Here is a 26,515-nt window from a genome sequence, read left to right as displayed (position 1 = left end):
CCCGGCGCGCGCGAGCGCCCGCACCCCGGCCTGATAGCGTGGCCCGCCGTTAGCCCTGGGGGAGGGATTCAGGCCATGGTGGCTGGACGTCGGATCAGGTTCGCGGCGGTGCTCGCCTTCGCCGTACTGGCGCTGACGGGCTTCTCGTCGAGCGGCGGCAGCGGCAACGGCAGCGGCAACGGGAAGAGCAAGAGCAGCAGCGGCGGCGGATGCTCCAGTTCCAAGAGCGGCAAGCCGAAGAAGAAGTCCCACGGGGGCAGCGGCAGCGGCGGCGGCAGCGCGACCGCATCGGCCACCCCCACCGGGTCGCCGGCCGCGCCGCCCGCTCACGCCGAGGTCGTCACCTGCGCCGGGCAGGGCCGGACGAAGGCCACCCTCAAGGTCACCTCCGACGTGGCGGGCGCCCGCACCTTCCGGGTGCCGCTGGTCTTCGAGGGCGCGGCCGGGCCCGTCGACTCCGCCTCCGTCGAGGTCGCGCTGGAGGCGCGCGAGAGCCGGACCGTGGAGGTGGCGATGACCCTCCCGGCCCAGGCCGAGGACGTACGCGGCTGCGCCGTCGGGCGGATCGACACCGTCCCGGCCGACGGCCCGAGCCCGACCGGGACCTCCGACGGCTCCGACTCCGGCACTGGCTCCGGCTCCGGCATCGGCAAGCCGGGGTCCAAGCCCAAGCCGAAGTCCACCTCCAAGCCGAACCCCAAGCGCACCCGCTGAGTCACCGCACCCTGGGCTCCGGCGCCCCGCGCCGCCCCGCGAACAGTTCGGCCTGCCGCTCGGGCGCCAGGTTCCCCAGCGTGATCAGTGCCGGCGCCTGGTCCAGGGCCTGCCGCAGCGCCGCCCGCTTCGCCGACCACAGCGCCCGTACGGTGCCCTGCACGCCCTCCGTCGGGAACCCGGCCAGCGTCCGCGCCGCCCGCAGCGCCGCCGGGAGCAGTTCCTCGGGCGCCGTCAGCTCGGAGACCAGGCCGATCTCGTGGGCCCGGCGCGCGGAGAGCCGTTCCGCCGTGCCCATCAGGGACATCCGGGCGACCTCGCCGAACGGCATCCGCTGCGCCATGTAGACGGCCTCGTAGGCGCTGACCATCCCGTACGTGGTGTGCGGGTCGAAGAAGACGGCCGTCTCCGAGGCGATCAGGAACTCCGCCTCGCCCAGGACGTAGAAGGCGCCGCCGCAGGCCATGCCGTTGACGGCGGCGATCACCGGCTTCCACAGGTCGTTGGCCTTCGGGCCGATCTCCGTCAGCGGATCGTCGACCGAGTACGGGGAGCCCGGCTGGGGAACCTCCACCGCGCGGTCGATGCCGGTGCAGAACGCGGCGCGCCCGGCGCCCGTCACCACCACCGCCCGCACCGCGTCCTCGTACCGCAACCCCCGCCACACGGAAGCCAGTTCGGCGGCCGTCTCCAGGTCGATGGCGTTGTGCCGGCGCTCCCGGTCCAGGGTGACGACCGCGACGCCGCTCTCCCCGTCCCGCTCGACCCGTACCGTCACGACCGCTCCAGCAGCCAGCGCGGCACGGCCATCCCGCCGACCTCGGTGAACGTGACCTGGACCTTCGCCCCGATGCGCAGCCGCCCCGGGTCCACCGAGTCGAGCGGGGCCCCGGCGGCGGCCACCAGGTTCCCGGCCAGCCGGATCCCCGGCGCGTCGGCGAGCTCCACGAGGATGACGTTGTACGGGGCCTGCGCCGCGTACGCGGGCAGCAGCGGCGGGTGCGGCCGGACGTACGACCAGATCCGGCCGCGCCCGCTCATCGGGCGCCACTCGGAGTCGAAGGACTGGCAGTGCGGGCAGCACGGCCTCGGCGGGAAGCGGAGTCTGCCGCACGAGGCGCAGGCCTGGATCCGCAGTTCGCCGCGGGCGGCGTACTCCCAGAAGGGGGCGCCGTCCTCGTCGGGTACGGGGAGCAGCAGTTCGTCGGCAGTGGCGGTCATCGTCGCTCGCTCCTCAGGCTCGCAGCAGGATCGCGGACGTCGGGACTCCCTCGCCCGCCGTCACCAGGCAGGTCGCGGCGTCCGGCACCTGCGCGGTGGAGACGCCCCGCAGCTGTTTGACGCCCTCGTTGATCAGGTTGAAGCCGTGCACGTAGGCCTCGCTGAGTCCGCCGCCGCCCGTGTTGATGGGCAGCCGGCCGCCCATTTCCAGCGCTCCGCCCTCGGTGAAGGCGGCGCCCTCGCCGCGCCCGCAGAACCCGTAGCCCTCCAGGGACAGCGGGATCAGCGGGGTGAACGCGTCGTAGATCTGGGCGACGTCCACGTCCTGCGGCCCGAAGTCGGACTGCTTCCACAGGTGCCGGGCGGCGGTCCAGGCGGGCCCGGACAGCGGGTCGTCGTTCCAGTAGTTGACCATCCCGTGGTGCTGGGCGGGCAGCCCCTGGGCCACGGAGTGCACGTACACGGGCTTGTGCCGGCAGTCCCGGGCCCGCTCGGCGGAGACGATCACGCAGGCCAGCGCCCCGTCCGTCTCCAGGCAGTTGTCGAAGAGGCAGAGCGGTTCGCTGATCATGCGGGCGGTCATGTACATCTCGCGGGTCAGCGGGCGCTCGTACATCATCGCGGCCGGGTTCTCGTTGGCCCGGTTGCGGCAGGCCATCGCGACGTTGAAGAGGTGGTCGCGGGTGGCCCCGTACTCGTGCATGTAGCGGCGGGCCAGCATGCCGATCTCGTCGGCGGGGCGCAGCAGCCCGAACGGGCGGGTCCACTGGCCGGGGGTGGGCAGCTGGACGGCGGTGTTCTTCCACGGCCGCGGCCCGGAGCCGCGCTTGCGGGAGCGCCAGGCGACGCCCACGCCCGCCTGCCCGGTGGCGACGGCGGCCGCGAGGTGGCCGACGGTGGCGCAGGAGCCGCCGCCGCCGTAGCCGACCTTGGAGAAGAAGGTGACGTCGCCCGCGCCGATGGCCTTGGCGACCTCGACCTCGTCGGTCTCCTCCATCGTGTACGAGGCGAAGGCGTCGACCTCGGACGGGGCGATGCCGGCGTCCGCGAGGGCGGCCAGAATCGCACGGCAGGCCAATTCCTTCTCGGATTGCGGGAGCCGTTTGGCAAAGGGGGTCTGGCCGATCCCGACTATCGCCGTAGCGTCCTTGAGTGTTGCCGCCATCGCCACCTCCGGGCCCGCGCCAGTACTGACAGCCGCGAAGGCTACAGCTAATCTGACGGATAGTCAGCTACTGGGAGGGGAGCGCGATGAGCGAAGACGTGCGGGGGGATCTGCGCTGGGGCAGCGTCGCGGAACTGGTGCGCGACGCCGCCGAACGCTACGCGGAGCGCGAAGCCGTCGTCGACGGCCGCGTCCGGATCGACTACGCCCAGCTCGGCGAGCGCGTCGAACGGGCCGCGGCCGCCTGCATCGCCGCCGGGGTCGAGGCGGGCGACCGGGTCGCCGTCTGGGCGCCCAACACCCTGGAATGGATCGTCTGCGCCCTCGGAGCCGTCTCCGCCGGCGCCGTCCTCGTCCCCCTCAACACCCGTTTCAAGGGCGCCGAAGCCGCGTACGTCCTGCGGCGCAGCCGCGCCAGGCTCCTCTTCGTCACCGGCACCTTCCTCGGCACCTCCTACGTCGCCTCGCTGCGCCGCGCCGCCGCCGAAGGCCCCGGCACCGGCCCGCTCCCCGGCCTGGAACACCTGGAACAGGTCGTCGTCCTCGCCGAGGACGCCCCGGCCTCCTTCCGCACCTGGAAGGACTTCCTGGCCGGCGGGGGCCGGGTACCCGCCGAAGCCGTCCGCGCACGCGCCGCCGCGATCCGCCCCGACGCCCCCTCCGACATCATCTTCACCTCGGGCACCACCGGCAGCCCCAAGGGCGCCGTCATCACCCACGCCCAGACCCTGCGCTGCTACGACGTGTGGAGCGAACTCGCCGGACTCCGCGAGGGCGACCGCTACCTGATCGTGAACCCCTTCTTCCACACCTTCGGCTACAAGGCCGGGATCATCGCCTGCCTGACCCGAGGCGCCACCATGGTCCCGCAGCCCGTCTTCGACGTGGACACCGTCCTCGCCAACGTCGCAGCCGAACGGATCTCCGTACTCCCCGGACCGCCCACCCTGCACCAGTCCCTCCTCGACCACGCCCACCGCGACCACCACGACCTGTCGGCGCTCCGCCTCGTCGTCACCGGCGCGGCCGTCGTCCCGCTGCGCCTCGTGGAGCGGCTCCGCGGCGAACTGCGGATCGCCACCGTGCTCACCGCGTACGGACTCTCCGAAGCCAGCGGCATCGTCACCATGTGCCGGCGCGGCGACCCGGCCGAGGTCATCGCCGAAACCTCCGGGCGGCCCGTCCCCGGCACCGAGGTACGGATCGCGGACCCCGAAGGGGCGCCCCTGCCGGCCGGCCGGGCGGGCGAGGTGTGGGTCCGCGGCCACCACGTCATGCGGGGCTACTTCGAGGACCCCGCCGAGACCGCGCGGGCCATCACCCCCGACGGCTGGCTGCGCACCGGCGACGTCGGCGTCCTCGACGCGGACGGCAACCTGCGCATCACCGACCGGATCAAGGACATGTTCATCGTCGGCGGCTTCAACGCCTACCCCGCCGAGATCGAGCAACTCCTCGGCCTGCACCCGGACATCGCGGACGTCGCGGTCGTCGGAGTCCCCGACCCCCGGCTCGGCGAGGTCGGCAAGGCGTACGCGGTGCGCCGCCCCGGCGCCACCGTCACCGCCGACGACCTGATCGCCTGGTCGCGCCGGGAAATGGCCAACTACAAGGTGCCCAGGGAAGTGGAGTTCGTCGGCGAACTGCCGCGCAACGCCGGCGGCAAGGTCCTCAAGCGGGAGCTGAGGGCGCGCTGACCGCGGCCGCCAGACGTCACGGGCGCCGGGCCAGGACCAGCCGCCAGTGCGGACTGCCGTCCTCCCGGCGCCCGAAGTGCTCCAGCGGGACCGTCTCCACCGTGAACCCCGCCGCCCGCAGGTCCGCGCGGACACCGCTCAGCGGGAACGTCCGGTAGTACATGACGAACGGCGGCCGCCACACCGCGTTGCGCACCCGCATCGCCGCGTCGAAGCCCGCCACCATCCACCAGACCCGCGAGCTCGGCGGCAACGGCGCCCCGATCGGGAAGGCGAACAGCCCGCCGGGGCGCAGCGCCGCGCGGACCCCGGCGAACAGGGCGGGCCGCTCGGCCGGCAGGAAGTGCCCGAAGGCCCCGAAGCTGACCGCCAGGTCGTAGGAGTTCCCGAGCGCGGGCGGCAGCGCCAGCGCGTCGGCCCGTACGAAGTCCACCCCGTCCGGGTGCGCCAGCGCGGCCTGTGCCAGCATCCCGGCGCTGACGTCCACCCCGGTCACCCGGTCCCGGCACAGCCGCCGCAGCATGCCCAGCCCGGCGCCGGTGCCGCAGCACACGTCGAGCCCGGCACCGAAGGAGCCCTCCCGCCCGGCCAGGGTCTCCTCGACGGCGTCGAGCATCCGGTCCGGGGTGCGGAAGGGCGTCCGGTCGAACTTGGGCGAGAGCAGGTCGTAGCCGCGCTCGACGGAGGAGAGGGCCTGCACGGCCAGCTCGCGGGCGGTGGGTCCCTGGGAGGTGAACACGCCTCCACCCTAGGGGCTGCCCCCGTGTCCGGACACGCGGATACGACGGCCGCGGTGGCTCCCCCTCCGGGCCACCGCGGTCGTCGTCTTCCCCCGTCGCCTCCTGATCCCTATCGGTTCCCCCCGTAGGACCCGAGGCGCTTCCCCCGTTGGTTCTGGTGGCCCGCGGCCGGAGCCCGGACCCGGCCGGTTACGGCTTGAACGGCTCGCTGGAGGCGTGGCTGTCCATGGCCTGGAGCGGCTCGCCGGACGCGTGGCTGTCCTGCGGCCCGACCGGCTTGACCGGCGGCTTCGCCGGCGGGAGCGGAAGGTCGATCGGCTCGCTCGACGCGTGGCTGTCCATGGTCTGGATGTCCACGACGGCCTCCGCGCCCGAGGCGTGGCTGTCGAGCGGCTTGGACGGGTCCTTCGGCGTCTGCGGCGTGGTCGCGTCAGTCATGGCGCACTCCTGGAAGTATGTGGTTCGTCGTCCGGGAGGACCCGCCCGGCGACTCCCCCGAGGGCCGCCGGACGGATCTTCGCGGATTCGGCACCTGGGAGGTGCCCTCCTGTTGTGTCGGGCCGTCCACCCGCCGTCTGCGCGGATCGACAACTACAGAATGACGGCCGGCGATAAACGAATGATGAACGCGCGCGTTCACGAGGCCGCGGCGAGCGCCAGCAGCATCCTGACCTCGGACGCCTCCGGCGACCCCAGCCCCTCGTAGATCGCCAGCGCCTCGCGCCAGCAGGCGCTCGCCCGGTCCGGCTGCCCCAGCACCGTCAGCGCCTTGCCGAGGACCTGGAGGACGGTACCGCGCCGCCACACCCCGCCGATGCCGCGCAGCGCGATGGCCTGTTCCGCGTGCGAGGCGGCCAGGGTGGCCCGGCCGGCGGCCAGGTGCACCTCGGCCAGCCGGAAGTGTGTCACGCCCTCCCACAGGGGCTGGCGGTTGTCGCGGAAGATCTCCAGCGCCTGGGTGAACTCGGCCAGCGCCTCCAGGAAGCGACCGGCCTGGCTCAGCGCCAGACCCAGCGCGTACCGGCCGTTGGCGAGCCGCAGTTCCAGGCCGAGTTCGGCGTATATCTCGATGCCCTGCCGGGCCAGCTCCACGGCGCTGCCCGTGCGGTCCTGGGCGAGGTGGATCCGCGACAGGTTGCACAGGGCGCTGGCCTCGCCTGGGCGGTTCCCGTCGGCGCGGAAGGCCTCCCGGGCCTGGCTCAGGGCCTCCTCGCCGGCGGAGTGCTCCTTGCGGTAGATCGCGATGATGCCCCGCTCGTTGGGGGCGTTCCCGCTGGTCCAGGGGTCCTCGGCGAGCCGGCCGAGCTCCATGGCGGTATTGGCCTCGGTGGCGGCGGCGTCGAAGCGGCCGGCCGTGATCTGGGCCTGCGCCAGCGTGGTGCGGGCCCGGCCCTCGGCGCGGGCGTTGCCCAGGGAGCGGGCGGCGTCGCGGACCATGACGGCCGCGTTCTCGTACATGCGGGAACTGGCCCCGGACTCGGCGAGGTCCTTGGCGGCCATCAGCAGGCCGACGGAGCGGTCGAGCTGCCCCCGGCCCACGGACTGCTGGACGCAGGCGAGGAGGCAGTCGGCCTCGCCGTAGAGCCAGTCGAGCGCGGCGGGGCGGCCGGCGAAGACCAGCCCGGCGCGGTCGGTGGGCGGCAGGTGGTCCACCGTACGGTCGCCGGGGCGCTCCAGCGCGTACACCCGGGAGGCGGTGGCCAGGTAGAAGTCCAGCAGCCGGGACAGGGCGGTGTCGCGCTCGCTGGGCGGCTGCTCGTCGCGTTCGGCGCAGGCGCGGGCGTAGAGGCGTACGAGGTCGTGGAAGCGGTAACGGCCCGGCGCGGCGGATTCGATGAGGGAGCAGTCGACGAGGGCCTCCAGGAGGTCCTCGGTGTCGTGTTCGGGCCGGTCCAGTACGGCGGCCGCGGCGGCGAGGGAGATGTCGGGGCCGTCGGCGAGGCCGAGGAGGCGGAACGCGCGCTGCTGGGAGGGTTCCAGCTGGCCGTAGCCGAGTTCGAAGGTGGCCTTGACGGCGAGGTCGCCGGACTGGAGCTCGTCCAGGCGGCGGCGTTCGTCGGCGAGCTTGGCGGCCAGGACGGAGACGGTCCAGGTGCGGCGGGCGGCGAGCCGGGAGGCGGCGATGCGGATGGCGAGCGGCAGGAACCCGCAGGCGCCGACGACGTCGAGGGCGGCTTGGCGTTCGGCGGCGACGCGCTCGGTCCCGACGATCCGGGTGAACAGCTGCAGGGCCTCCTCGGGGCTCATCACGTCGAGGTCGACGAGATGGGCCCCGGCGAGGCCCGACATGCGGACCCGGCTGGTGACGAGGGCGGCGCAGCCCGCGGTGCCCGGCAGCAGCGGCCGTACCTGGGCGGCGTCGCGGGCGTTGTCGAGCAGGACCAGGACGCGGCGGCCGTCGAGGGCGGAGCGGTAGAGCGCGGCGCGTTCGGCGGGGGAGTCGGGGATCGCGGTGTCGGGGGTGCCGAGGGCCCGCAGGAAGGAGCCGAGGACGGCCTCGGGTTCGGCGGGGCGCGGCTCGGTGCCCTGGAGGTCCACGTAGAGCTGGCCGTCGGGGAAGTGCGGGCGGGCGGCGTGCGCGACGTGCACGGCGAGGGTGGTCTTGCCGACGCCGCCGATGCCGGCGAGCGCGGAGACGGCCATGACCTGGCCCTCGGCGCCCGACAGGATCGCGCCGAGCTCGCTGACGAACGGGGTGCGTCCTGTGAAGTCCGGCACTGTGGCGGGCAATTGGGCGGGCCTCACGTGGACGGCGGCCGCGGCCGGTGCGGGGTCTTCGGCGCGGGCGAGTTCGGCGTCGGCGCGCAGGATGCGCTGCTGGAGGGCGGAGAGCTCGGGGCGCGGGTCGACGCCGAGTTCCTCGGCGAGGAGCCGGCGGGTGTCGGCGTAGACGGCGAGGGCCTCGGCCTGGCGTCCGCTGCGGTAGAGGGCGAGCATCAGCAGCTCGCGCAGCCGTTCGCGCAGCGGGTGGGCGGCGGTCAGCGCGGTGAGCTCGGAGACGGCCTCGGCGTGGTGGCCGACCTCCAGGTCGAGGTCCAGGCGGGTCTCCAGCAGCTGGACGCGCCATTCGGCGAGCCGGGTCCGCTCGGTCTCGGCGTGCGGGCCGGGGACTCCGGCGAGGGGTTCGCCGTCCCAGAGGTCCAGGGTGCGGGCGAGGAGGGTGCGGGCGAGGGCGCGGTCCCCGGCGGCGCGGGCCTTCTCGGCGTCGGCGGCCAGGGCGCGGGCGACGCCGAGGTCGAGGGCCTCCATGTGGCGCAGCCGGATGGCGTACCCGCCGGACTCGCTGACGAGCAGCCCGGGGTCGAGGACCTTGCGCAGCCGGGACGCGTAGGTGCGGATGGTGGCGAGGGCCTGCTGGGGCGGGTCCTCGCCCCAGATCGCGTCGATGAGCTCGGGCGCGGTGGCGGTCCGGCCGTTGCGGAGCAGGAGCACGGCGAGCAGGGCGCGCTGCTGGGGGCTGCCGGAGGGCAGGGCCTCGCGGCCGCGCCAGGCCCGGATGGGTCCGAGGACGGCGAACCGGGCGCCGCCGGGGGCGAGTTCGGCGGCCGCGGCCGGTTGGGGGGTGTCCGCGCGTACGGCCTGTGCCGCCTCTACTGCCTGGGGGGCTGCCTCGGGGTGGTTCCGCTGGTGCGGGATGGCCGGTATGCCGTCCATCTGTCGTCCCCCCTGCCTTCCGTCGGTGTAAGGGTCAGTCTGCCCTGTCTTGCGCGTACCCGTCAGCCCGTGGCGGAGCGATCCCTTCCCAACTAGCTGACGGTTCGTCAGATCGGCGCTACCGTAGACCACATGGAGACCTTCCCGAAGATCATCTCGGTGGATGACCACACGGTGGAACCGCCCCACGTCTGGCGGGACCGGCTCCCGTCCAGATACCGGGACACCGGACCCCGCGTCGTCCGCGCCCCCTTGAAGGAAATGACCTTCCTCGGCGGCAAGTTCGCCCCCGTGATGGGGGCCAAGGGCGACGACGGACCGATCGGCGACTGGTGGGTCTACGAGGACCTGCACCGGCCGCTCACCCGGCTGGACACCGCGGTCGGGTACGACCGCGACGAGATCAAGCTGGAGGTCATCACGTACGAGCAGATGCGCCCCGGGTCCTTCTCGGTTCCCGAGCGCCTCGCGGACATGGACGTCAACCACGTCCAGTCGGCGCTCTGCTTCCCGACCTTCCCGCGCTTTTGCGGCCAGACCTTCACCGAGGCCCGGGACCGCGAGCTGGGACTGCTCGGCGTACGGGCCTACAACGACTGGATGGTCGAGGAATGGTGCGGCCCCGACGCGGCGGGCCGGCTGATCCCGCTCACCCTGATCCCGCTCTGGGACGCCGGCCTCGCGGCCGCCGAGGTCCGCCGCAACGCGGCCCGCGGCGTGCGCGCGGTGGCCTTCTCCGAGATACCCCCGCACCTGGGCCTCCCGTCCGTCCACACGGACGAGTGGGACCCCTTCCTGCGGGCCTGCGACGAGACCGGCACGGTCATCGCCATGCACATCGGCTCCTCCTCGCGCATGCCGTCCACCTCGGCGGACGCCCCGCCGGCCGTCGGCTCCACCATCACCTTCGCCAACTGCTGCTTCTCGATGGTCGACTGGCTGATGAGCGGCAAGTTCGAGCGCTTCCCGAACCTGAGGATCATGTACGCGGAGGGCCAGATCGGCTGGATCCCGTACATCCTGGAACGGGCGAACGTGGTCTGGGAGGAGAACCGCGGCTGGGGCGGCGTCGCGGACAAGGTGCTGCGCCCGCCGTCGGAACTCTTCGCCGAGCACGTCTTCGGCTGCTTCTTCGACGACGCCTTCGGACTGCGGAACCTGGACGCGATCGGCGTCGGGAACGTCCTCTACGAGACGGACTACCCGCACTCCGACTCGACCTGGCCGAAGTCCCGCGAGGTCGGCGAGGCCCAGATGGCCCACCTCCCGCCGGACGTCGTCGACCGCATCGTCCGCGGCAACGCCATCGACCTGCTGGGACTGACCCCGGAAGGCCTGTGGGCGGGGGCGCAGCGAGCGGCCGGGGTGTGACGGCCCCTACGCCGGGTCGCCGGGGCCGGAGGAGGCGGGGGCCGGGGTCAGGGTCACGGCCGGGGTCGCGGCCGGGGACGTGATCACCGGGAGGACGCGGGTCAGGAGGAGGTCCAGGAACACCTCCGGGTGGCGCAGGGCCGCCCAGTGGCTGGCCTCCTCGATCAGCGCGAACCCCTTGACCGGGGCCTCCACGTCGTCGAAGAACGCCCGGGCGCGCTCCGTCGGGGTGATCACGTCACTGTCGCCCTGGAAGAGGAAGAACGGCACCTCGAAAACCGTGCCGTCGGCCCAGTCGTCGAACCCGGCGGTCCCCGGGGTGATCCGCTCGGAGAAGGACTGACCGCGGAAGAAGTCCCGCAGGTCCCGCAGCGAGTGCAGCGGCGATAGCCACATCGACCCCAGGACCACCTTCTTGAGCGTGTCCAGGGTCAGCGGGTCGCTCGCCGTGCAGAGCTTGTCGTACGCCGCCCGCTGCCTCGCCGTCCAGCGGCGCCGGTCGGGACCCATAGCCGCCACCACCGCGGCGTCCTTCGTCCGGCCCGCCGCGCGCAGCCGCTCCAGCAGCGCCCGGTGACCGCCGGTGTCGCGGCCGCCGTCGTGGACGTTCTGGTCGGTGCCGACGTACGCCGAGTACAGCTCGGGGTGGTCGCGGGCCAGGCGCAGCCCGAAGGTGGTGCCGAAGGAGTTGGCGAGCAGCACGACCCGCGCCACGCCCAGCCGCTCGCACGCGTGGTGGGTGACCTCCAGGGCGTCCTCGTAGAGCCGCTCGAAGGTGGTCTCGCCCTGCCCCTCGGGGCCGCCCCGGCCGAAGGTCTTGCCCGCGCCGCGCATGTCCCAGCGGACGATCGTGAAGTGCCGCTCCCAGGAGCGGGTGCGTATCCCGTAAGGGGAGTTGGTGGCGCCGGGCCCGCCGTGCACCTCCACGACGACCGGGTTGGACCGGTCCTCGCCGCGCACCGAAACCCACTGCTCGATGCCGCCGATCCGGACGAAGCCCTGCTCGTCGATGCCGTCGGGGGAGTCGATCCGCATCAGGGCCGCGTTCCCCGACCGGCGCAGCGCCCGGTGCCCGAACAGCCCGGCACCGGGGACGGCGAGGGCGCCCGCGACGGTGGCGGCGGTGGTGAGGACGGTCCCGAGCATGGTCTCCCCTAAAACTGTGTCCGGTGTATGCGGTTTATTGTCGAGCCGGGGTCTCGGTCTGTCAACGCCCGTGCGTGAAGGGTGAGATGGGGGGTGTCCGGCGGCCGGCGCCCGCTCTGGCCTGACTGAGCCTTGCGGCGGAAGTGCCGCCGGGGCATGCTTCGCCAGAGCAAAGGTGGAGGGGTGTCTGTGGTGGACAAGCGGACCGTGGTGACCGCGGTGTTGTGCGTGGCGGCGGCGCTGGGGGCGTCGGCGGCCATGACGAAGGTGGTGCCACCGGCGGAGAGCCGGGTGACGGCCCAGCCGAAGACCGGCCCGAAGGGTACGCCCACCCCCACGGCGTCTTCGCCATCGCAATCACCGAAACAACCCCAACTCGCAGGCACGCCGAGCACCTCCCCGGCGGCCTCCCCGGGGGCCTCCCCAGGCCCGGGCTCGCCCGCCCCGGGAGTCGCCGCCACCTTCACCGGCGCGCTGTTCGCGGGCGGCCTGGAGGGTGACCACTTCTGCACGGCCACCGTCGTACGCAGCCCCGGGCGCAACCTGATCGTCACCGCCGGGCACTGCCTGCTCTCCGGGACCTCGGGCGTCGGCGGAGCCGTCTTCGCACCCGCATACGCGAACGGGAAGGCGCCGTTCGGTACGTGGAAGCTGGAGGAGGTCTACGAGGACTCCCGCTGGTCCTCCGGCGGCGACGAGGACTACGACCTCGCCTTCGCCCGCCTCGCCCCCGACGCCTCGGGCCGCAACATAGAGGACCTCACCGGCGGGGCGGACCTGGACACCTCGGGCCGCGCGGGCGAGGAGGTCACGGTGACGGGCTACCCCGCCGACCGCAAGGTCCCCCGTACCTGCACGGCCGTCGCGGTCCGCCAGGGGACGAAGGAACAGCGCTTCGACTGCGCGGACTTCCCGGGCGGCACCAGCGGCAGCGCCTGGATAGCCCGCGACGGCAAAATCATCGGCATCCTCACGGGCGGCGACACCGACGACGTCTCCACCAGCACGGTACTGGGCCCGTACGCGGCCGACCTGTACACGAAGGCCGCATCGGCCCCCCGCCACTGACGCCCGCCCGCCGCCGGGCTTCAGCGCCGCCCGCTGCACGCCCGGCGGCCACCTGATGCCAGCCGGCGGGCACTTGATGTGGAGCTTGACTGCTGAGCCTGACGCCGCCGAAGGCGCGCCGGCTGACAAGCGCCGCCCGGCGCGCGCCTGCTGCCGCAGCCTGACGCCTGCCGTAGGGGCGCCGGGTGACAGACGCCGGGTGCCGCCCGTCTGAGGCTCGGTGCCTGAAGCCTGTCGCCTGATGCCTGCCGTTCGACGCCGGCCGACTGGCGCTTGATGTCATCTGCTGACGCCTGGCGCCCGCCGGAGGGCGCTGGCTGACAAGCGCCGGCCGGGGGCGGCTGCTGCCGCAGCCTGACGCTGACCTGCGGGCGCAGGCCGCCCACTGACGGTCGACGGGCGTCAGCCGCTGACGGTGATGCCGGGTGGCCAGATGCCGACCACCCAACGCCAACCACTTGATGCCGGGGGCCGGGCGTCAGCCACTGACGGCCGCCTACGCCGCCGGGGCCTGACCCCGCCGGGCGGCCTTACGCTAGCCACTGACGGCCGTCTGACGCCGGGTGCCAGCCGCCCGCCACTGACGGCCGGCGGGCTACGTCACGAGCCCCAGGTGCACCGGCTCCACCGGGGGCCCGGCGAGCAGATCGGCGAGCCGAGGCGGCCATATCGGCTCGCCGAGCCCGGCGAGCGCCTCGGGGGAGAGCCACCGCCAGTGCGCGTCCGGCGACTCCGGCACGGGGTCACGCTCGGGGCCGCTGGTGACGTAGATGTGCTCGTGCTGGCGGACGGGAATGCCCTGGTGGGTGAAGTCGTGCTCCCAGGTGCACAGCAGCCGCTGCGGGGCGAGATCGGTCCACCCGGTCTCCTCCCACAGCTCCCGCCGCACGCACTGCTCGGGGCTCTCCCCAGGATCGATCCCCCCGCCCGGAGGCAGCCAGTGCACGCCGACCTCGATGTTGTTCTCCCGGAACAGGAACACGGCCCCACTGGGCGACAGCACGACAAGTCGCGCCGCCTGACGGGGAGTCCGGGAACGCGGGCGCAGGAATTTCGGTCGCATCACCGCAGCGTACGACGCCGGCCGGGGTAGCCGGGCGGCAGTTTCCCGGACCGGGATCGGACAGTGCTGGGGACTTCCCGCCAGTCTCACTGTCCTTCCGGTTCGGTCCGCCCTGTCAAGGGCGCTCACTGCGTTCGCGTCGCTTCGCGATGGCCTTCGGCCACCCTTGACAGCCCGGCCCGCCCCGGAACGCCAATAAGCCTGCCGGGAACCCCCCAAAGAAACGGTCAGGGGGGAGCGAGACCACCGAGCCATCGCGAAACGCCCGACCGGGACCCGTGCATAGCGGAAACGCCGCCCTCCGGGCGGAACCCTTCCGAACCTGCACCACACGGTGTCCAGATCAACCAAGGCAGCGGTCAGGCGCCCCAGATCGCTACCCGCCTGCCTCTCGGCTCAGCGGCTGCGGCCCGTCTGTGGTTGGACATAGGCCGCCCACGATCGCTACCCGCCTGCCTCTCGGCTTGGCGGCTGCCGCCCGTCTGTGGCTGGACACAAGCCGCCCACGCTCGGAACACAGCGCAGACCGGCCGGCGGCCACAGGTAGTCGGGTGGTGTGGCCTGAGGCGGCCGGATGCGTCATTTCATGCAGGTTGAAGCCCATGGGACCCCCAAACCACCCCAATCCTGTCCGGATTGAGGTGGTTTGGTGGGCGGGTGTGGGCTGTCTGGTCGCCCTGACAGCAATCCAGGCTGATCTCTTCGTCTTCTGGCTACAAGAAGCCACAGACAAGCCGCAGCCGCGCGAGGCGAGACGCGTATGGCGAGCGTGGGCGGCTTGTCTCCAGCCACAGACGGGCCGCAGCCGCGTGAGGTGAGGAGCATGCCGGGGCCGTGGGCGGCTTATGTCCAGCCGCAGACGGGTCGCAGCCGCGTGGGGTGAGAAGTGCGCGGCGAGGGTGGGCGGCTTGTGTTCAACCACGGGCGGGCCGCAGTCGCGTGGGGCGAGGAGCATGCCGGGGCCGTGGGCGGCTTGTGTCCAGCCACGGCCGGTCTGTAGCCGCTGAGCCGAGAGGTAGGCGGGTAGCGATCTGATGCGCCTGACCGCTGCCTTGGCCGCTCTGGAATGCCGTGTGGTGCAGGTTCGGAACGGTCCGCCCGAAGGGCGGCGTTTCCGCCAAGCCAGGGCCCCGTCCAGGCGTCTCGCGATGGCTCGGTGGTCTCGCTCCCCCCTGACCGTCTCTTTGGGGGGTTCCCGACAGTCTTTGGCATTCCGGGGCGGGCCGGGCTGTCAAGGGTGGCCGAAGGCCATCGCGAAGCGACGCGAACGCAGTGAGCGCCCTTGACAGGCCGGACCGACACGGAAGGACAGTGAGACTGGCGGGAAGCCCCCAGCACTGTCCGATTCCGGTCCGGTGGACCCCGCACACTCCCGCCCCGCCCGTCATGTCCCTTCCCGCCCTCCGTCCCCGCCCCTGCCCGCCTGTTGCGCCAGTGTCGGGGAGAGGCCGGTGGCTCGGGTGGACGGGTAGAGGCCGGCCAGGGTGCCGGTCGCGGGGGTGGAGGCGAAGCCTCCGGTGAGGGGCCAGAGGGGACCACCTGGGGGAGATCGCCCGTGTGGGCGTAGAGGGCCGTGGCCGTCGTCCCAAGGGCGAGGGAGCCGTTCCGGCGGCGCGTCGAGCGGCAGCACGCCGTGGGTGAGGGTGCCGGGCTGGGCCTGTCGATCGTGGCGTCGATCGCACGGGCGCACGGGCGCACGGGCGCACGGCGTGAGGCTGCGGGCCGAGGCGAACCCCCCGACGCCGGGCGGCGGCCTGATGGTCCGCGTCCGCGTCCGCTTCCCCGAGCCCGCCGCCCGCCGCCCGCCCGCCCGCCCCGCCGCCCGGCCCGCGCCCCGGCGCCCGGCCCGCGCCCCGGCGCCCGCCCCGGCGATGACCTGCCCGGCGCCCGGCCCGCGCCCCGGCGCCCGGCCATCCGCCCGGCGCCCGGCTCGGCGGTGATCCGCGTGGGGCTTCGCGTCGGTCGATTCGGGGTTCCGCGACACCCGGGAGTTCGCGCCCACCGGGGAAGTGGGGATCCGCTGTGTACGGTCGGAACAATGAGCCAGCACGTCCGAGCCCGCTCCCGTACGTCGAAGCGCGTCGCCGTCGCGGCCGCGCTCGGCCTGCTGGCCGCCACGGCGGCCTGGGTCAACGCCCCGCACGACCAGCCGGACGGTGCGCGCGGCGCCCGCGCGCTCGACGACCGCCCGACGGCGGCCGCGGCGTCGGTGGCTGCGGCCGACCGCGCGGCCGGCCGCACTGCGCGGGACCCCTCCCAGGGCCTGACCGGCGTCAGTGACGAGACCCTGGCCAGGATCCCGGGGAACGCCCGCCAGCTGGTCCTGGTCACCGGAAAGGCGGAGGACTCCTCGGAGTCCACCGTGACCCTGTACAGCCGGCCCGGGCCGGGCGCCGACTGGGCCCCGGACGCGAGCTGGCCGGCCCGCAACGGGGCCCACGGCTGGTCCCCGCCCGCCGAGCGCACGCAGGGGGACCTGACGACCCCGATGGGCGTGTTCTCCCTGACCGACGCGGGCGGCCTGCTGCCGAAGCCGCCCGGTACGAAGTTCCCGTACGACCGCAGCCGCCTCTTCGTCCCCTCGGGGCAGGGCGTGAACGGCGAGTCCCTGGCCGGTGCCTTCGACTATGTCGTCGCGATCGACTTCAACCGTGAGCGCGGGGTGTCCCCGCTCGACCCGAGGCAGCCGGACGGCGAGGACAAGGGTGGCAACATCTGGCTCCACGTCGACCACGACGGCCCCTCGCAGGGCTGCGTCGGCATTCCGAAGGAGGCCATGAAGACCCTCCTGCAGTCCCTGGACCCGGCGGCCCACCCGGTCATCGCGATGGGCCCGGCCGGCTTCTGACCGGGGTTCCGGGGGCGAGGTCCCCATTGCTCCGGGGGCGCGGTGGCGATGACCGCCCCCTCGGGCCGGTCCGGGGCGGGCAACGCCGCGTACCGGCCGTGGGCCGCCGCCCGGGGTTCCCGGCGCGCGCGAGGGCCCGGGGCCGGGGGCCGTGGGCCCGGGGCCGGCGCGGTGGCAGGTCCAGGACGAGGATCCTCGCGGGCGAGGCGGCGCCGGTCCGGCCCGTCGTCCAGGCGTTCCCGCAGTGCGGTCTGCCGGACCCCTTGCCTGACGGACCGTCAGCTACGACGATGGCCCCCGGAGCCGATGGGACGCATCGGCAGACGCAGGCGACGGCACCGGCGACGGCGGAAGCGGGGCGGGGACGGCATGGCGCGCGTGTTTGCGGAAGGCCGGCTGGAGTACGGGATGCAGCTCCCGATCCAGTCGCAGAGCACCATCTACGCCGAGCCCTGGGAGGCGACGGCCACCGCCGCCGACCTCGCCGGGGTGGCCAGGGCCGCCGACCGGGCCGGGTTCGGATACCTGGCCACCTGCGACCACGTGGCCATCCCGCGCCGCCTCGCCGGCCCCATGAGCACCGTCTGGTACGACCCGGTCGCCACCCTCTCCTTCCTCGCCGGGATCACCGAGCGCGTCCGGCTGCTGAGCCACGTCGCGATCGTCGGCCTGCGCCACCCGCTGATCAGCGCCAAGCAGTACGCCACCCTCGACCACCTCAGCGGCGGCCGCCTGATCCTCGGCGTCGGCGCCGGGCACGTCCAGGAGGAGTTCGAGGTCCTCGGCGTCGACTTCGCCCGCCGCGGCGCCCTCCTCGACGAGACCCTCGACGCGCTGCGCGCCGCCCTCGGGCCCGAGGAGTACCCGGAGTTCGAGGGCGAGCTGTTCGCGTTCCGCGACCTCGGCCAGCTGCCCCGCCCCGCCCAGCCGCGGATCCCCGTCTGGGTCGGAGGCTCCTCGCCCGCCGCCGTGCGCCGGGCCGCCGTGCGCGGCGACGGCTGGCTCCCGCAGGGCGACCCGCGCGAGCGGATCCCGGCCCAGGTCGCCCGTATCAGGGAGCTGCGGCAGGCCGCCGGGGTCACCTCCCCCATCGAGATCGGGGCCATCACCGAGCCGCTCTACGTGGGCGAGCCCGGCTGGGACACCGGCCGCCGGGCCCTCACCGGGAAGGCGGAGGCGCTCGCCGAGTCCCTGCGCGCGTACAAGGCGCTCGGCGTGGACCAGATCCAGGTCCGCTTCCGCAGCCGCGACCGCGCCGAACTCACCGACCAGATCACCGCTTTCGGGGACGGGGTCGCCCCGCTTCTCAACGACTAGGAGCAGGGGGCAGGGGCATGGGCAAGCTGGACGGGCGCGTCGTCGTCATCACCGGTGCGGCGCGCGGCCAGGGCGAGCAGGAGGCCCGGCTCTTCGCCGCCGAGGGCGCCAGGGTGCTGCTCGGCGACGTACTGGACGAGCAGGGCGCCGCCGTCGCCAAGGACATCGGGGAGGACCGCGCCCGGTACGTACGGCTGGACGTGAGCCGCGAGGAGGACTGGGCCGCCGCCGTCGCCACCGCGAAGGAGGCGTTCGGGGGGTCGGTCGACGGCCTGGTCAACAACGCCGGCATCCTCCGCTTCAACGAGCTGACCGCGACGCCGCTGGCGGAGTTCCAGCAGGTCGTGCAGGTCAACCAGGTCGGCGCCTTCCTCGGCATCAAGGCCGTCGCGCCCGAGATCGAGGCGGCGGGCGGCGGCACGATCGTCAACACCTCCTCCTACACGGGGCTCACGGGCATGGCGTACGTCGGCGCGTACGCGGCCACCAAGGCGGCGATCCTCGGGCTGACCCGGGTCGCCGCGCTGGAGCTGGCCGCGAAGAACATCCGGGTCAACGCGATGTGCCCCGGCGCCGTCGACACCCCGATGGCCAATCCGGGGCTGCTGGACCCGGCCGGGCCGACCGCCGAGTCCCGGGACGCCATGGCGGAGCTCTACCGGCGGGTGGTGCCGATGGGCCGGGTCGGGCGGCCGGAGGAGATGGCCCGCCTCGCCCTGTTCCTGACCAGCGAGGACTCCTCGTACATCACGGGGCAGCCGTTCGTGATCGACGGCGGCTGGATGGCGGGCGTCAGCATCCTCTGACCCGACCACATCTGATGAGGCGTCAGGTATTGACGCTCCCGCCCCGGCGGTGGAACAGTCGGGGCATCAAATCTGACGACACGTCAGAAACTTAAGGACGGTGAACCCCTTGGAATTCGGGCTCTTCGTGCAGGGATACGTGCCTGAGGCGCGGTCCAAGGTCGACCCCGAGGCAGAGCACAAGGCGCTGGTCGAGGAGACCGAGTACGTCATCCAGGCCGACAAGTCCGGCTTCAAGTACGCCTGGGCCTCCGAGCACCACTTCCTGGAGGAGTACTCGCACCTGTCGGCGAACGAGGTGTTCCTCGCCTACCTCGCCCACGCCACCGAGCGCATCCACCTCGGCTCCGGCATCTTCAACCCGCTCGCCCCCGTCAACCACCCGGTGAAGGTGGCCGAGAAGGTCACCATGCTCGACCACCTCTCCCGGGGGCGCTTCGAGTTCGGCACCGGGCGCGGCGCCGGCAGCCACGAGATCCTCGGCTTCATGCCCGGCATCACGGACATGAACCACACCAAGGAGATCTGGGAGGAGACCATCGCGGAGTTCCCCAAGATGTTCCTCCAGGAGGAGTACGAGGGGTTCCAGGGCAAGCACTGGTCGCTCCCGCCGCGGAAGATCTTCCCCAAGCCGTACGGCAAGGCCCACCCGGCCATGTGGTACGCCGCCGGGTCGCCCTCCTCGTACGCGATGGCGGCGAAGAAGGGCCTCGGGGTCCTGGGGTTCAGCGTCCAGAAGGTCTCCGACATGGAGTGGGTGCTGGAGCAGTACAAGACGGCCATCCAGGAGGCCAAGGCGATCGGGGCGTTCGTCAACGACAACGTCATGGTCACCTCGACGGCGATCTGCGCGGAGACGCACGACAAGGCGGTCGAGATCGCGGTCAACGCGAACATGAACCGCTTCCAGTCGCTGGTCTTCCGCTACCACGACACGTTCCCGCGGCCGGAGGCGATCCCGCAGTGGCCGGAGACCCTGCCGGAGTACAACGCGGAGATCATCGAACTCCTCATCGCCGAGGAGCTGCTGATCTGCGGCGACCCGTCCGAAGTCAAGGCCCAGTGCAAGCGGTGGGAGCAGGCGGGCGCGGACCAGCTGTCCTTCGGCCTGCCGACGGGGGTCTCGTACGAGGACACGATGACGACGATCAAGCTGATCGGGGAGCACGTCATCCCGGAGATCGACACGGACCCGGTGCACCGCACCACCCGCTTCCGCCAGAACGCCTGACCGGCGTCAGCGGGAGCCCACCCCGCGCCACCGAGGCCCTGGCCGGGGCCACGGGGCCGGCGCGTTCCCGGGCCCCGGCCCGGTACAGCGGGGGCGGCGGTTTCCCGGACCGCCGCACCCGGTCCGGCCGGAGGCGCGGGCAGCGGCCTGCCGGTGCCTCCGGCCGGACCACCCTTGGCCTGGCTGGCCCCTTCAGCCGTGCCGACACCCCCAGCCGTGCCGGCGCCCCCCTCAGCCTCGCCGGCGTTTGAGGCGCGGGGGTTTGGGGGCTGGCCCCCAACAGCGGCGCCGCACCGGCCCCCCAGGCAACCCGGCTCCGCCGGGCACCGGGCTCCGCCCGGACCCGCGCCTCAAACGCCGGCGAGGCTGAAGTTGCCCCGGCGGGACCGGATGGCTCGGGCAGCGCAGGGGCGCCGGCGAGGCTGAATTTGCCCCGGCGGGGGTGGGGGTGCCGTGAGGAACAGCGGTAGCGGAACGGTAGCGGAGGAGGAAGGGACGTCATGCTCGACCACCTGATCAAGGGAGCCACCGTCGTGGACGGGACCGGCGCGGCCGGGTACGTCGCCGACGTCGGGATCCGGGACGGGCGGATCGCCGTCATCGCCGGGCCCGGCACCGTCACCGAGGGCGCGCGGACCGTCGAGGACGCCACCGGTCTCGTCCTGACCCCCGGGTTCGTCGACCCCCACACCCACTACGACGCCCAGCTGTTCTGGGACCCGTACGCCACCCCCTCCATGAACCACGGCGTCACCACCGTCGCCGGCGGCAACTGCGGGTTCACCCTCGCGCCCCTCAACCCGGCCCGCCCCGAGGACGCCGACTACACCCGCCGCATGATGAGCAAGGTCGAGGGCATGGCCCTCAAGGCCCTGGAGGAAGGCGTCGACTGGTCCTGGTCCACCTTCGGGGAGTACCTCGACGCCCTCGACGGCCGGATCGCCGTCAACGCCGGTTTCATGGTCGGCCACTGCGCGCTGCGCCGCCACGTGATGGGCGAGGACGCCATCGGCGGGCAGCCGACCCCCGAGCAGCTCCACTCGATGCTCGACCTGTTCCACGACGCCATGAACGCCGGCGCCTGGGGCCTGTCCACCACCCAGTCGGCCACCCACTCCGACGGCGCCGGCGCCCCCGTCGCCTCCCGCCACGCCCGGCCCGCCGAACTCCTCGCCCTGTCGAAGGCCGTCGGCGAACACGAGGGCACCCAGCTGGAGGCGATCGTCGCCGGCTGCCTCGACCAGTTCTCCGACGAGGAGATCGACCTGTTCGTCGAGATGAGCGCGGCCGCCGGGCGCCCCCTGAACTGGAACGTCCTCACCATCGACGCCTCCGTCCCCGAACGCGTCCCGCGCCAGCTGATACCGAGCGAGCGCGCCCGCGCGGCCGGCGGCCGGATCGTCGCGCTGACCATGCCGATCCTGACCCCCATGAACATGTCCCTCGGCACGTTCTGCGCGCTCAACCTGATCCCCGGCTGGGGCGAGGTCCTGGCCCTGCCCGTGCCCGAGCGGATCGAGAAGCTCCGCGACCCCGCCACACGGGCCGAGATGCTGCGCCGCGCCGACAGCAAGGAGGCCGGGGTGTTCCGCCGCCTCGCCAACTTCGGGCGCTACGTCATCGGTGACACGTACAGCAAGGAGAACGAGGGCCTCTCCGGCCGCGTCGTGAACGACATCGCCGCCGAACGCGGCCAGGACGCCTTCCACTGCCTCGTCGAGATCTGCGCCAACGACGACCTGCGCACCGTCCTGTGGCCGATGCCGACCGACAACGACCCCGCCAGCTGGGCCCTGCGCGCCGAGACCTGGCAGCACGAGGACGTCATGCTCGGCGGCTCCGACGCCGGCGCGCACCTGGACCGCATGTGCGGCGCCCCGTACACGACCCGCTTCCTCGGGGACTGTCTGCGCGGCCGCAAGCTGGTGCCGCTGGAGCAGGCGGTACGGATGCTCACGGACGATCCGGCGCGGCTGTTCGGCCTGCGCGAGCGCGGCCGGATCGCCGAGGGGTTCCACGCGGACCTGGTGCTCTTCGACCCGGAGCGGATCGAGGCCGGCCCGGCGACGCTCGTGCACGACCTCCCCGGGGACAGCCCCCGGCTCGACGCGCGGGCGATCGGCATCGTCTCCGTACGCGTCAACGGCGTGGAGACCATCCGCGACGACGAGGTGACCGGCGCGGTCCCCGGGATCGTGCTCCGCTCGGGCCGCGACACGAGGACGGTGAGCACCCGATGACCGCGCGGGAACAGCAACGACCGCAGCGACCGCAGCGGCTGTACATCGGCGGGGAGTGGGTGGAGCCCGCCGCAGGGCACTACGAGGTGGTCAACCCGGCCGACGAATCGGTGGTGGGCCTGGCCCCCGAGGCCTCCCGCGATCAGGTGGCGGAGGCCGCCCGGGCCGCCGCCGGGGCGTTCGAGGGCTGGTCCCGTACGAGTCCCGAGGCGCGGGCCGCGATCCTGGACCGGGCGGCCGACGTCATGCAGCGCGAGTTCGAGCCGTGGGCCGCCCTCGCCGAGGCCGAGACGGGCGCGCCGCCGGGCATCGCCCGCGGGATGCAGGTCGGCGTCGGGGTCTCCCGGTTCCGGCGCTACGCCAGGGGCGCCCTGGAGCCGGTGGAGCGGGGCCTCGCGCCGCAGGTCACCGAGGCCGGCCCGATGGGGAGGGCGAGCATCCTGGGCGCGCTGGAGGTGCGCCAGCCGGTCGGTGTCGTCACCTGCGTCACCTCGTACAACAACCCGTGGGCGAACCCGGCGGGCAAGGTGGCCCCGGCGCTGGCCATGGGCAACACGGTGGTGGTCAAGCCGGCCCCGCAGGACCCGCTGTCGGTGTTCCGGATGGCGCAGGCGCTGCACGAGGCGGGGGTCCCGGCGGGCGTGGTGAACGTGGTCTCCGGCACCTCGGTCGAGGTGGGCGAGGCGGCCGTGGCCTCCCCGTACGTGGACATGGTGTCCTTCACCGGCTCCACGGGCGTCGGCCAGCGCATCGCCGAGGTCTGCGGCCGGACCATGAAGCGGCAGCTGATGGAGCTGGGCGGCAAGGGCGCGGCGATCGTCTTCGAGGACGCGGACCTGGACGCGGCGGTGCTGGGGATCGGGACCACCTTCTCCTTCTACAGCGGCCAGATCTGCACCGCCCCGACCCGGGTGATCGTCCACCGGACGGTCTACGAGCGGCTGGTGGAGAAGCTGACGGGCTACCTGGCCTTCATGAAGGTCGGGGACCCGGCCGTGCGCGGCACGGTGGTCGGCCCGGTGATCTCGGCGGCGCACCGGGACCGCGTGGAGTCGTACGTGGAGCTGGGGCGGAAGGAGGGCGCGCGGATCGCGTACGGCGGCGAGCGCCCGGTGGTGGGGGAGGCGGGCAAGGGGTTCTACGTCGCCCCGACGCTCCTCGTGGACTGTACGAACGAGATGCGGGTGGTCCGGGAGGAGATCTTCGGCCCGGTCGTGGTGGTGGTCCCCTTCGAGGGCGCCGGGGCGGACGGCGGCGAGGACGAGGCGGTGGCCCTCGCCAACGACAGCGATTTCGGCCTGCTGAGCTACGTCTGGTCCGGGGACTCGGCGCGCGCCTTCCGGGTGGCGCGGCGGCTGCGGGCGGGCGGGGTCGGGATCAACACCATCGGGCGGAACATGGAGGCGCCGTTCGGCGGCTTCAAGCGGTCGGGGGTCGGCCGGGACGTGGGCTCGTACGCGCTGCACGCCTACAGCGAGCTCCAGTCGATCGTCTGGCCGGGCTGAGGCCGGACCGCCCGTGGGGCCGGGCCGAGGCGGACCGCCCCGGCCCGAGGCCCCACGGGCGGCCGGGCCTCAGCCGGGCTCAGCCGCGCCTCAGCCGGGCTCAGCCGCGCCTCAGCCGGGCTCAGCCGCGCCTCAGCCGGGCTCAGCCGCGCCTCAGCCGGGCTCAGCCGGGCCTCAGCCCGGGCTCAGCCGGGCTCAGTCCTCGTAGTAGTCGGTCAGGACGCAGCCCTTCACCAGGGCCGGCTCCTTGCGGTAGCCGCTCGGAGGGTTGAACTTCGGGTGGCAGTTGAGGATGAGGAGCCCGGTCTGCGGGGAGACCAGGGCGCCCATGGTGTCGTCGCTCTCGGATCCGGCGGCGAAGTCCTGCCCGATGACGGGCCCGCTGTTGACGTTCCCGCCGCCCTCGCCGGCGTCGACCTCGGCCTTGTAGGCGGCCTGGAACACCTTCGCGTCCTTGATCAAGAAGATGACGTTCCGGTCCCGGCTGCCGCAGTAGCCGCGCTCGGTGACGGAGAAGGACTTGCCGTACTTGGCGTCCGGGTCGCGGCTCGGGTCGTCCGCGTACTCCGAGCGGGTGGACCTGACCTGGGGACACGGGGTCACCGTGTTGACGATCCGGGCGGCCCCGGCCATGGAGCCCGCCTTGGGCAGTCCCTTGAACCCGGTGCCCTTCTTGGGCGCGGACCCGCCCATGCCCGCGCCGCCGTCGGCCAGGTTGCCGCCGATGCTGCCGACCCCGCTGTCCCCGCTTCCGCAGGCGGTGAGGACGAGGAGCGTGGCGGTGGTGACGAGGAGCGGTTTGATGCGCATATGAATGGTGATCCCCCATGTAAACGACCTTGAACGGCCGTGACTCTAAGGTGATCGTCATGCCCGCGGCAAGATCGTCAAAAATTGGCGCGGGAAAGTTTGGAAACGCCCAAAACGGACATGCGTGCGGTTTCCGCATAATGGAACCGCTTGTCCGGCGCCTCTCGAATCGCGGCTGGATCCCGAAGCGAACCTTGCATTAGGCGCGTGTGAACCGTCTCGGCCTCAAGATTCAAGGCGCTTGGCCGTGTCACGATTCGGACTAAAACCGTCCGGATATGGAAACCGCACCGTCTACCGTCCATACCCATGACTCAGCTGGACGTCCGGCCTCAGGTCGGAGACACGGTAAGCGGCGTGGCCGAGGGCGACGTCCGCGGCAAGGGCCTCGGCAAAGGGTCCGTCGGCCTGGTGGGCAGCGCGGTCATCGGCATCTCCACCGTCGCCCCCGTCTACTGCCTGACCTCGACCCTCGGCTCCACCGCCGGCGAGGTCGGACTCCAGATGCCGGCCGTCTTCCTCGCCGGGTTCCTCCCGATGCTCCTGGTCGCCTTCGCCTACCGCGAGCTCAACAAGGCCGTGCCGGACTGCGGGACCTCCTTCACCTGGACCGTCAAGGCCTTCGGCCCCAGGGTCGGCTGGATGTGCGGCTGGGGCCTGGTGATCGCCACGATCATCGTCCTCTCCAACCTGGCGGGCGTCGCCACCTCCTACTTCTGGCTGCTGGCCGGCGAGATCACGAACAACCCCTCGATCTCCGCCCTGGACGACGACAAGCTCGTCCACATCGCCACCTGCCTCACCCTGATCGCCGCCGCCACCGCCATCAGCTACCGCGGCATGACCGCCACCAAGGGCGTCCAGTACGCGCTGGTCGGCCTCCAGCTCGCCGTCCTCGGCCTCTTCGTCGCGATGGCCTTCCAGAAGGCCTCGGCCGGCAGCTTCGACACCGGCCTGGACTTCTCCTGGCAGTGGATGAACCCCTTCGCGGTCGAGTCCATGGCGGCCTTCACCGCCGGACTCTCGCTCTCGATCTTCATGTACTGGGGCTGGGACGCCTGCCTCGCCACCAACGAGGAGACCACCGGCTCCGCCAAGACCCCCGGCCGCGCCTCGCTCATCGCGATGGTCGTCCTGGTCGGCTCGTACCTGGCCACCGGCGTCGCCGCGCAGATGGCCGTCGGCTCCGGCACCAGCGGCCTCGGCCTCGGCAACCCGGAGACCTCCGACAACGTCTTCGCCGCCCTCGCCGGCCCCGTCATGGGCCCGCTGCTCGGCATCCTGCTCTTCGTCGCCGTCCTGGCCTCCGCGACCGCGTCGCTCCAGACCACCTTCATCCCGGTCGCCTGCACGGTGCTCGCCATGTCCACGTACGAGGCGCTGCCGTCCTCCTACGCCAAGGTCCACCCGCGCTTCAAGACGCCCGGCCGCGCCACCGTCATGGCGGGCGTCGCCACCGGCGTCTTCTACACCGTGATGACCCTGGTCAGCGAGAACGTCCTCACCGACACGATCTTCGCGCTCGGCCTGATGATCTGCTTCTACTACTCGCTGACGGCCTTCGCCTGCGCCTGGTACTTCCGCGGCGAGCTGCGCCGCTCCGCCCGCGACCTGTTCTTCAAGGGCGTCTTCCCGGTGCTGGGCGGACTGCTGCTGGCCACCGTCTTCTTCAAGACCCTCATCGACATGTGGAATCCGTCGTACGGCTCCGGCTCCACCGTCCTCGGCGTCGGCAGCGTCTTCGTGATCGGCGTCGGCCTGCTGGCCCTCGGCCTGGTGATCATGTTCGTCACCGAGCGCCGCAGCCCCGCCTTCTTCCGCGGCCAGGTCCTGACGAAGTCCACCCCGGCCCTGGTGGTCGAGGACTGACCCCCCGCCGTCCCCCGATCCGGGGCCGGCGCCGTTCCCCCGGTGACCCC

20 protein-coding genes are annotated in these 26,515 nt (G+C 72.9%); 11 read left to right on the top strand and 9 right to left on the bottom strand.

Going from position 1 to position 26,515, the window contains the following annotated elements:
* The first annotated feature begins 75 nt into the window (after window positions 1–75).
* Window positions 76–714, top strand: coding sequence for a hypothetical protein (locus EES41_RS16340; RefSeq protein ID WP_123079137.1), 639 nt, complete (start codon window positions 76–78; stop codon window positions 712–714).
* Window position 715: 1 nt separating this feature from the next.
* Here the strand turns inward: EES41_RS16340 and EES41_RS16335 are convergent, their stop codons facing one another.
* The 3 genes from EES41_RS16335 to EES41_RS16325 are packed head-to-tail and all read right to left on the bottom strand — an operon-like array spanning window position 716 to window position 3,100.
* Window positions 716–1,492: an enoyl-CoA hydratase/isomerase family protein gene (locus EES41_RS16335; protein ID WP_123079135.1), complete on the bottom strand. Its 777-nt coding sequence runs from the start codon at window positions 1,490–1,492 to the stop codon at window positions 716–718.
* A complete protein-coding gene (locus EES41_RS16330) occupies window positions 1,489–1,935 on the bottom strand; it encodes a Zn-ribbon domain-containing OB-fold protein (protein ID WP_123079133.1) in 447 nt (148 codons plus the stop codon). Before EES41_RS16330 ends, EES41_RS16335 begins: the two co-directional genes overlap by 4 nt.
* Window positions 1,936–1,948: 13 nt before the next feature.
* Entirely contained in the window at window positions 1,949–3,100 is a 1,152-nt protein-coding gene (locus tag EES41_RS16325; protein WP_123079131.1) for a lipid-transfer protein, read from the bottom strand.
* Between the two features lie 86 nt (window positions 3,101–3,186).
* Between EES41_RS16325 and EES41_RS16320 the strand changes: the two genes are divergently transcribed.
* The gene (locus tag EES41_RS16320; RefSeq protein WP_123079129.1) at window positions 3,187–4,797 is read left to right on the top strand and encodes a FadD3 family acyl-CoA ligase; all 1,611 of its coding nucleotides are present in this window, start codon (window positions 3,187–3,189) and stop codon (window positions 4,795–4,797) included.
* Window positions 4,798–4,813: 16 nt separating this feature from the next.
* On the opposite strand, the gene EES41_RS16315 is transcribed toward EES41_RS16320, so the two are convergent.
* From EES41_RS16315 to EES41_RS16305, 3 genes are all read right to left on the bottom strand, one after another.
* Window positions 4,814–5,536: a class I SAM-dependent methyltransferase gene (locus EES41_RS16315; RefSeq protein ID WP_123079127.1), complete on the bottom strand. Its 723-nt coding sequence runs from the start codon at window positions 5,534–5,536 to the stop codon at window positions 4,814–4,816.
* A 190-nt stretch (window positions 5,537–5,726) separates the two neighbouring features.
* Window positions 5,727–5,975, bottom strand: coding sequence for a hypothetical protein (locus EES41_RS16310; protein WP_073774966.1), 249 nt, complete (start codon window positions 5,973–5,975; stop codon window positions 5,727–5,729).
* Window positions 5,976–6,173: 198 nt separating this feature from the next.
* On the bottom strand, window positions 6,174–9,191 hold the full coding sequence (locus EES41_RS16305; RefSeq protein ID WP_123079125.1) for a BTAD domain-containing putative transcriptional regulator: 3,018 nt from the start codon (window positions 9,189–9,191) through the stop codon (window positions 6,174–6,176).
* A 132-nt stretch (window positions 9,192–9,323) separates the two neighbouring features.
* Here EES41_RS16305 and EES41_RS16300 point away from each other — a divergent pair, with 132 nt between their 5' ends.
* Window positions 9,324–10,562, top strand: coding sequence for an amidohydrolase family protein (locus EES41_RS16300; RefSeq protein WP_123079123.1), 1,239 nt, complete (start codon window positions 9,324–9,326; stop codon window positions 10,560–10,562).
* Window positions 10,563–10,568: 6 nt separating this feature from the next.
* Here the strand turns inward: EES41_RS16300 and EES41_RS16295 are convergent, their stop codons facing one another.
* Window positions 10,569–11,708, bottom strand: a complete 1,140-nt coding sequence (locus EES41_RS16295; RefSeq protein ID WP_254211470.1) for an alpha/beta fold hydrolase — start codon at window positions 11,706–11,708, stop codon at window positions 10,569–10,571.
* 183 nt (window positions 11,709–11,891) lie between these two features.
* Here EES41_RS16295 and EES41_RS16290 point away from each other — a divergent pair, with 183 nt between their 5' ends.
* Entirely contained in the window at window positions 11,892–12,776 is an 885-nt protein-coding gene (locus tag EES41_RS16290; protein ID WP_254211469.1) for a serine protease, read from the top strand.
* A gap of 595 nt (window positions 12,777–13,371) precedes the next feature.
* On the opposite strand, the gene EES41_RS16285 is transcribed toward EES41_RS16290, so the two are convergent.
* A complete protein-coding gene (locus EES41_RS16285) occupies window positions 13,372–13,839 on the bottom strand; it encodes an NUDIX hydrolase (protein ID WP_123079119.1) in 468 nt (155 codons plus the stop codon).
* Window positions 13,840–15,877: 2,038 nt separating this feature from the next.
* On the opposite strand from EES41_RS16285, the gene EES41_RS16280 reads away from it, so the two are divergent.
* From EES41_RS16280 to EES41_RS16250, 6 genes are all read left to right on the top strand, one after another.
* Window positions 15,878–16,687, top strand: a complete 810-nt coding sequence (locus EES41_RS16280; RefSeq protein WP_164495858.1) for a L,D-transpeptidase family protein — start codon at window positions 15,878–15,880, stop codon at window positions 16,685–16,687.
* 369 nt (window positions 16,688–17,056) lie between these two features.
* On the top strand, window positions 17,057–18,004 hold the full coding sequence (locus EES41_RS16275) for an LLM class F420-dependent oxidoreductase (protein WP_174261693.1): 948 nt from the start codon (window positions 17,057–17,059) through the stop codon (window positions 18,002–18,004).
* Window positions 18,005–18,021: 17 nt separating this feature from the next.
* A complete protein-coding gene (locus EES41_RS16270; RefSeq protein WP_123079117.1) occupies window positions 18,022–18,810 on the top strand; it encodes an SDR family NAD(P)-dependent oxidoreductase in 789 nt (262 codons plus the stop codon).
* A gap of 109 nt (window positions 18,811–18,919) precedes the next feature.
* Complete coding sequence (locus EES41_RS16265) at window positions 18,920–20,041, top strand: LLM class flavin-dependent oxidoreductase (protein ID WP_123079115.1); 1,122 nt, start codon at window positions 18,920–18,922, stop codon at window positions 20,039–20,041.
* 500 nt (window positions 20,042–20,541) lie between these two features.
* Window positions 20,542–22,281, top strand: coding sequence for an amidohydrolase family protein (locus tag EES41_RS16255; protein ID WP_123079111.1), 1,740 nt, complete (start codon window positions 20,542–20,544; stop codon window positions 22,279–22,281).
* The gene (locus EES41_RS16250) at window positions 22,278–23,786 is read left to right on the top strand and encodes an aldehyde dehydrogenase family protein (protein ID WP_123079109.1); all 1,509 of its coding nucleotides are present in this window, start codon (window positions 22,278–22,280) and stop codon (window positions 23,784–23,786) included. The genes EES41_RS16255 and EES41_RS16250 overlap by 4 nt, the downstream gene beginning before the upstream one ends.
* 195 nt (window positions 23,787–23,981) lie before the next feature.
* On the opposite strand, the gene EES41_RS16245 is transcribed toward EES41_RS16250, so the two are convergent.
* The gene (locus EES41_RS16245; RefSeq protein ID WP_123079107.1) at window positions 23,982–24,596 is read right to left on the bottom strand and encodes a hypothetical protein; all 615 of its coding nucleotides are present in this window, start codon (window positions 24,594–24,596) and stop codon (window positions 23,982–23,984) included.
* 309 nt (window positions 24,597–24,905) lie between these two features.
* On the opposite strand from EES41_RS16245, the gene EES41_RS16240 reads away from it, so the two are divergent.
* Entirely contained in the window at window positions 24,906–26,465 is a 1,560-nt protein-coding gene (locus EES41_RS16240) for an APC family permease (protein WP_123079105.1), read from the top strand.
* Window positions 26,466–26,515 lie beyond the last annotated feature (50 nt).

Origin of the sequence: Streptomyces sp. ADI95-16 (assembly GCF_003721495.1) — a bacterium.
Taxonomy (GTDB): Bacteria; Actinomycetota; Actinomycetes; order Streptomycetales; family Streptomycetaceae; genus Streptomyces; species Streptomyces goshikiensis.
The sequence above is the reverse complement of the archived record's forward strand: the minus strand, read 5'-3'. Positions and strand labels throughout refer to the sequence as shown.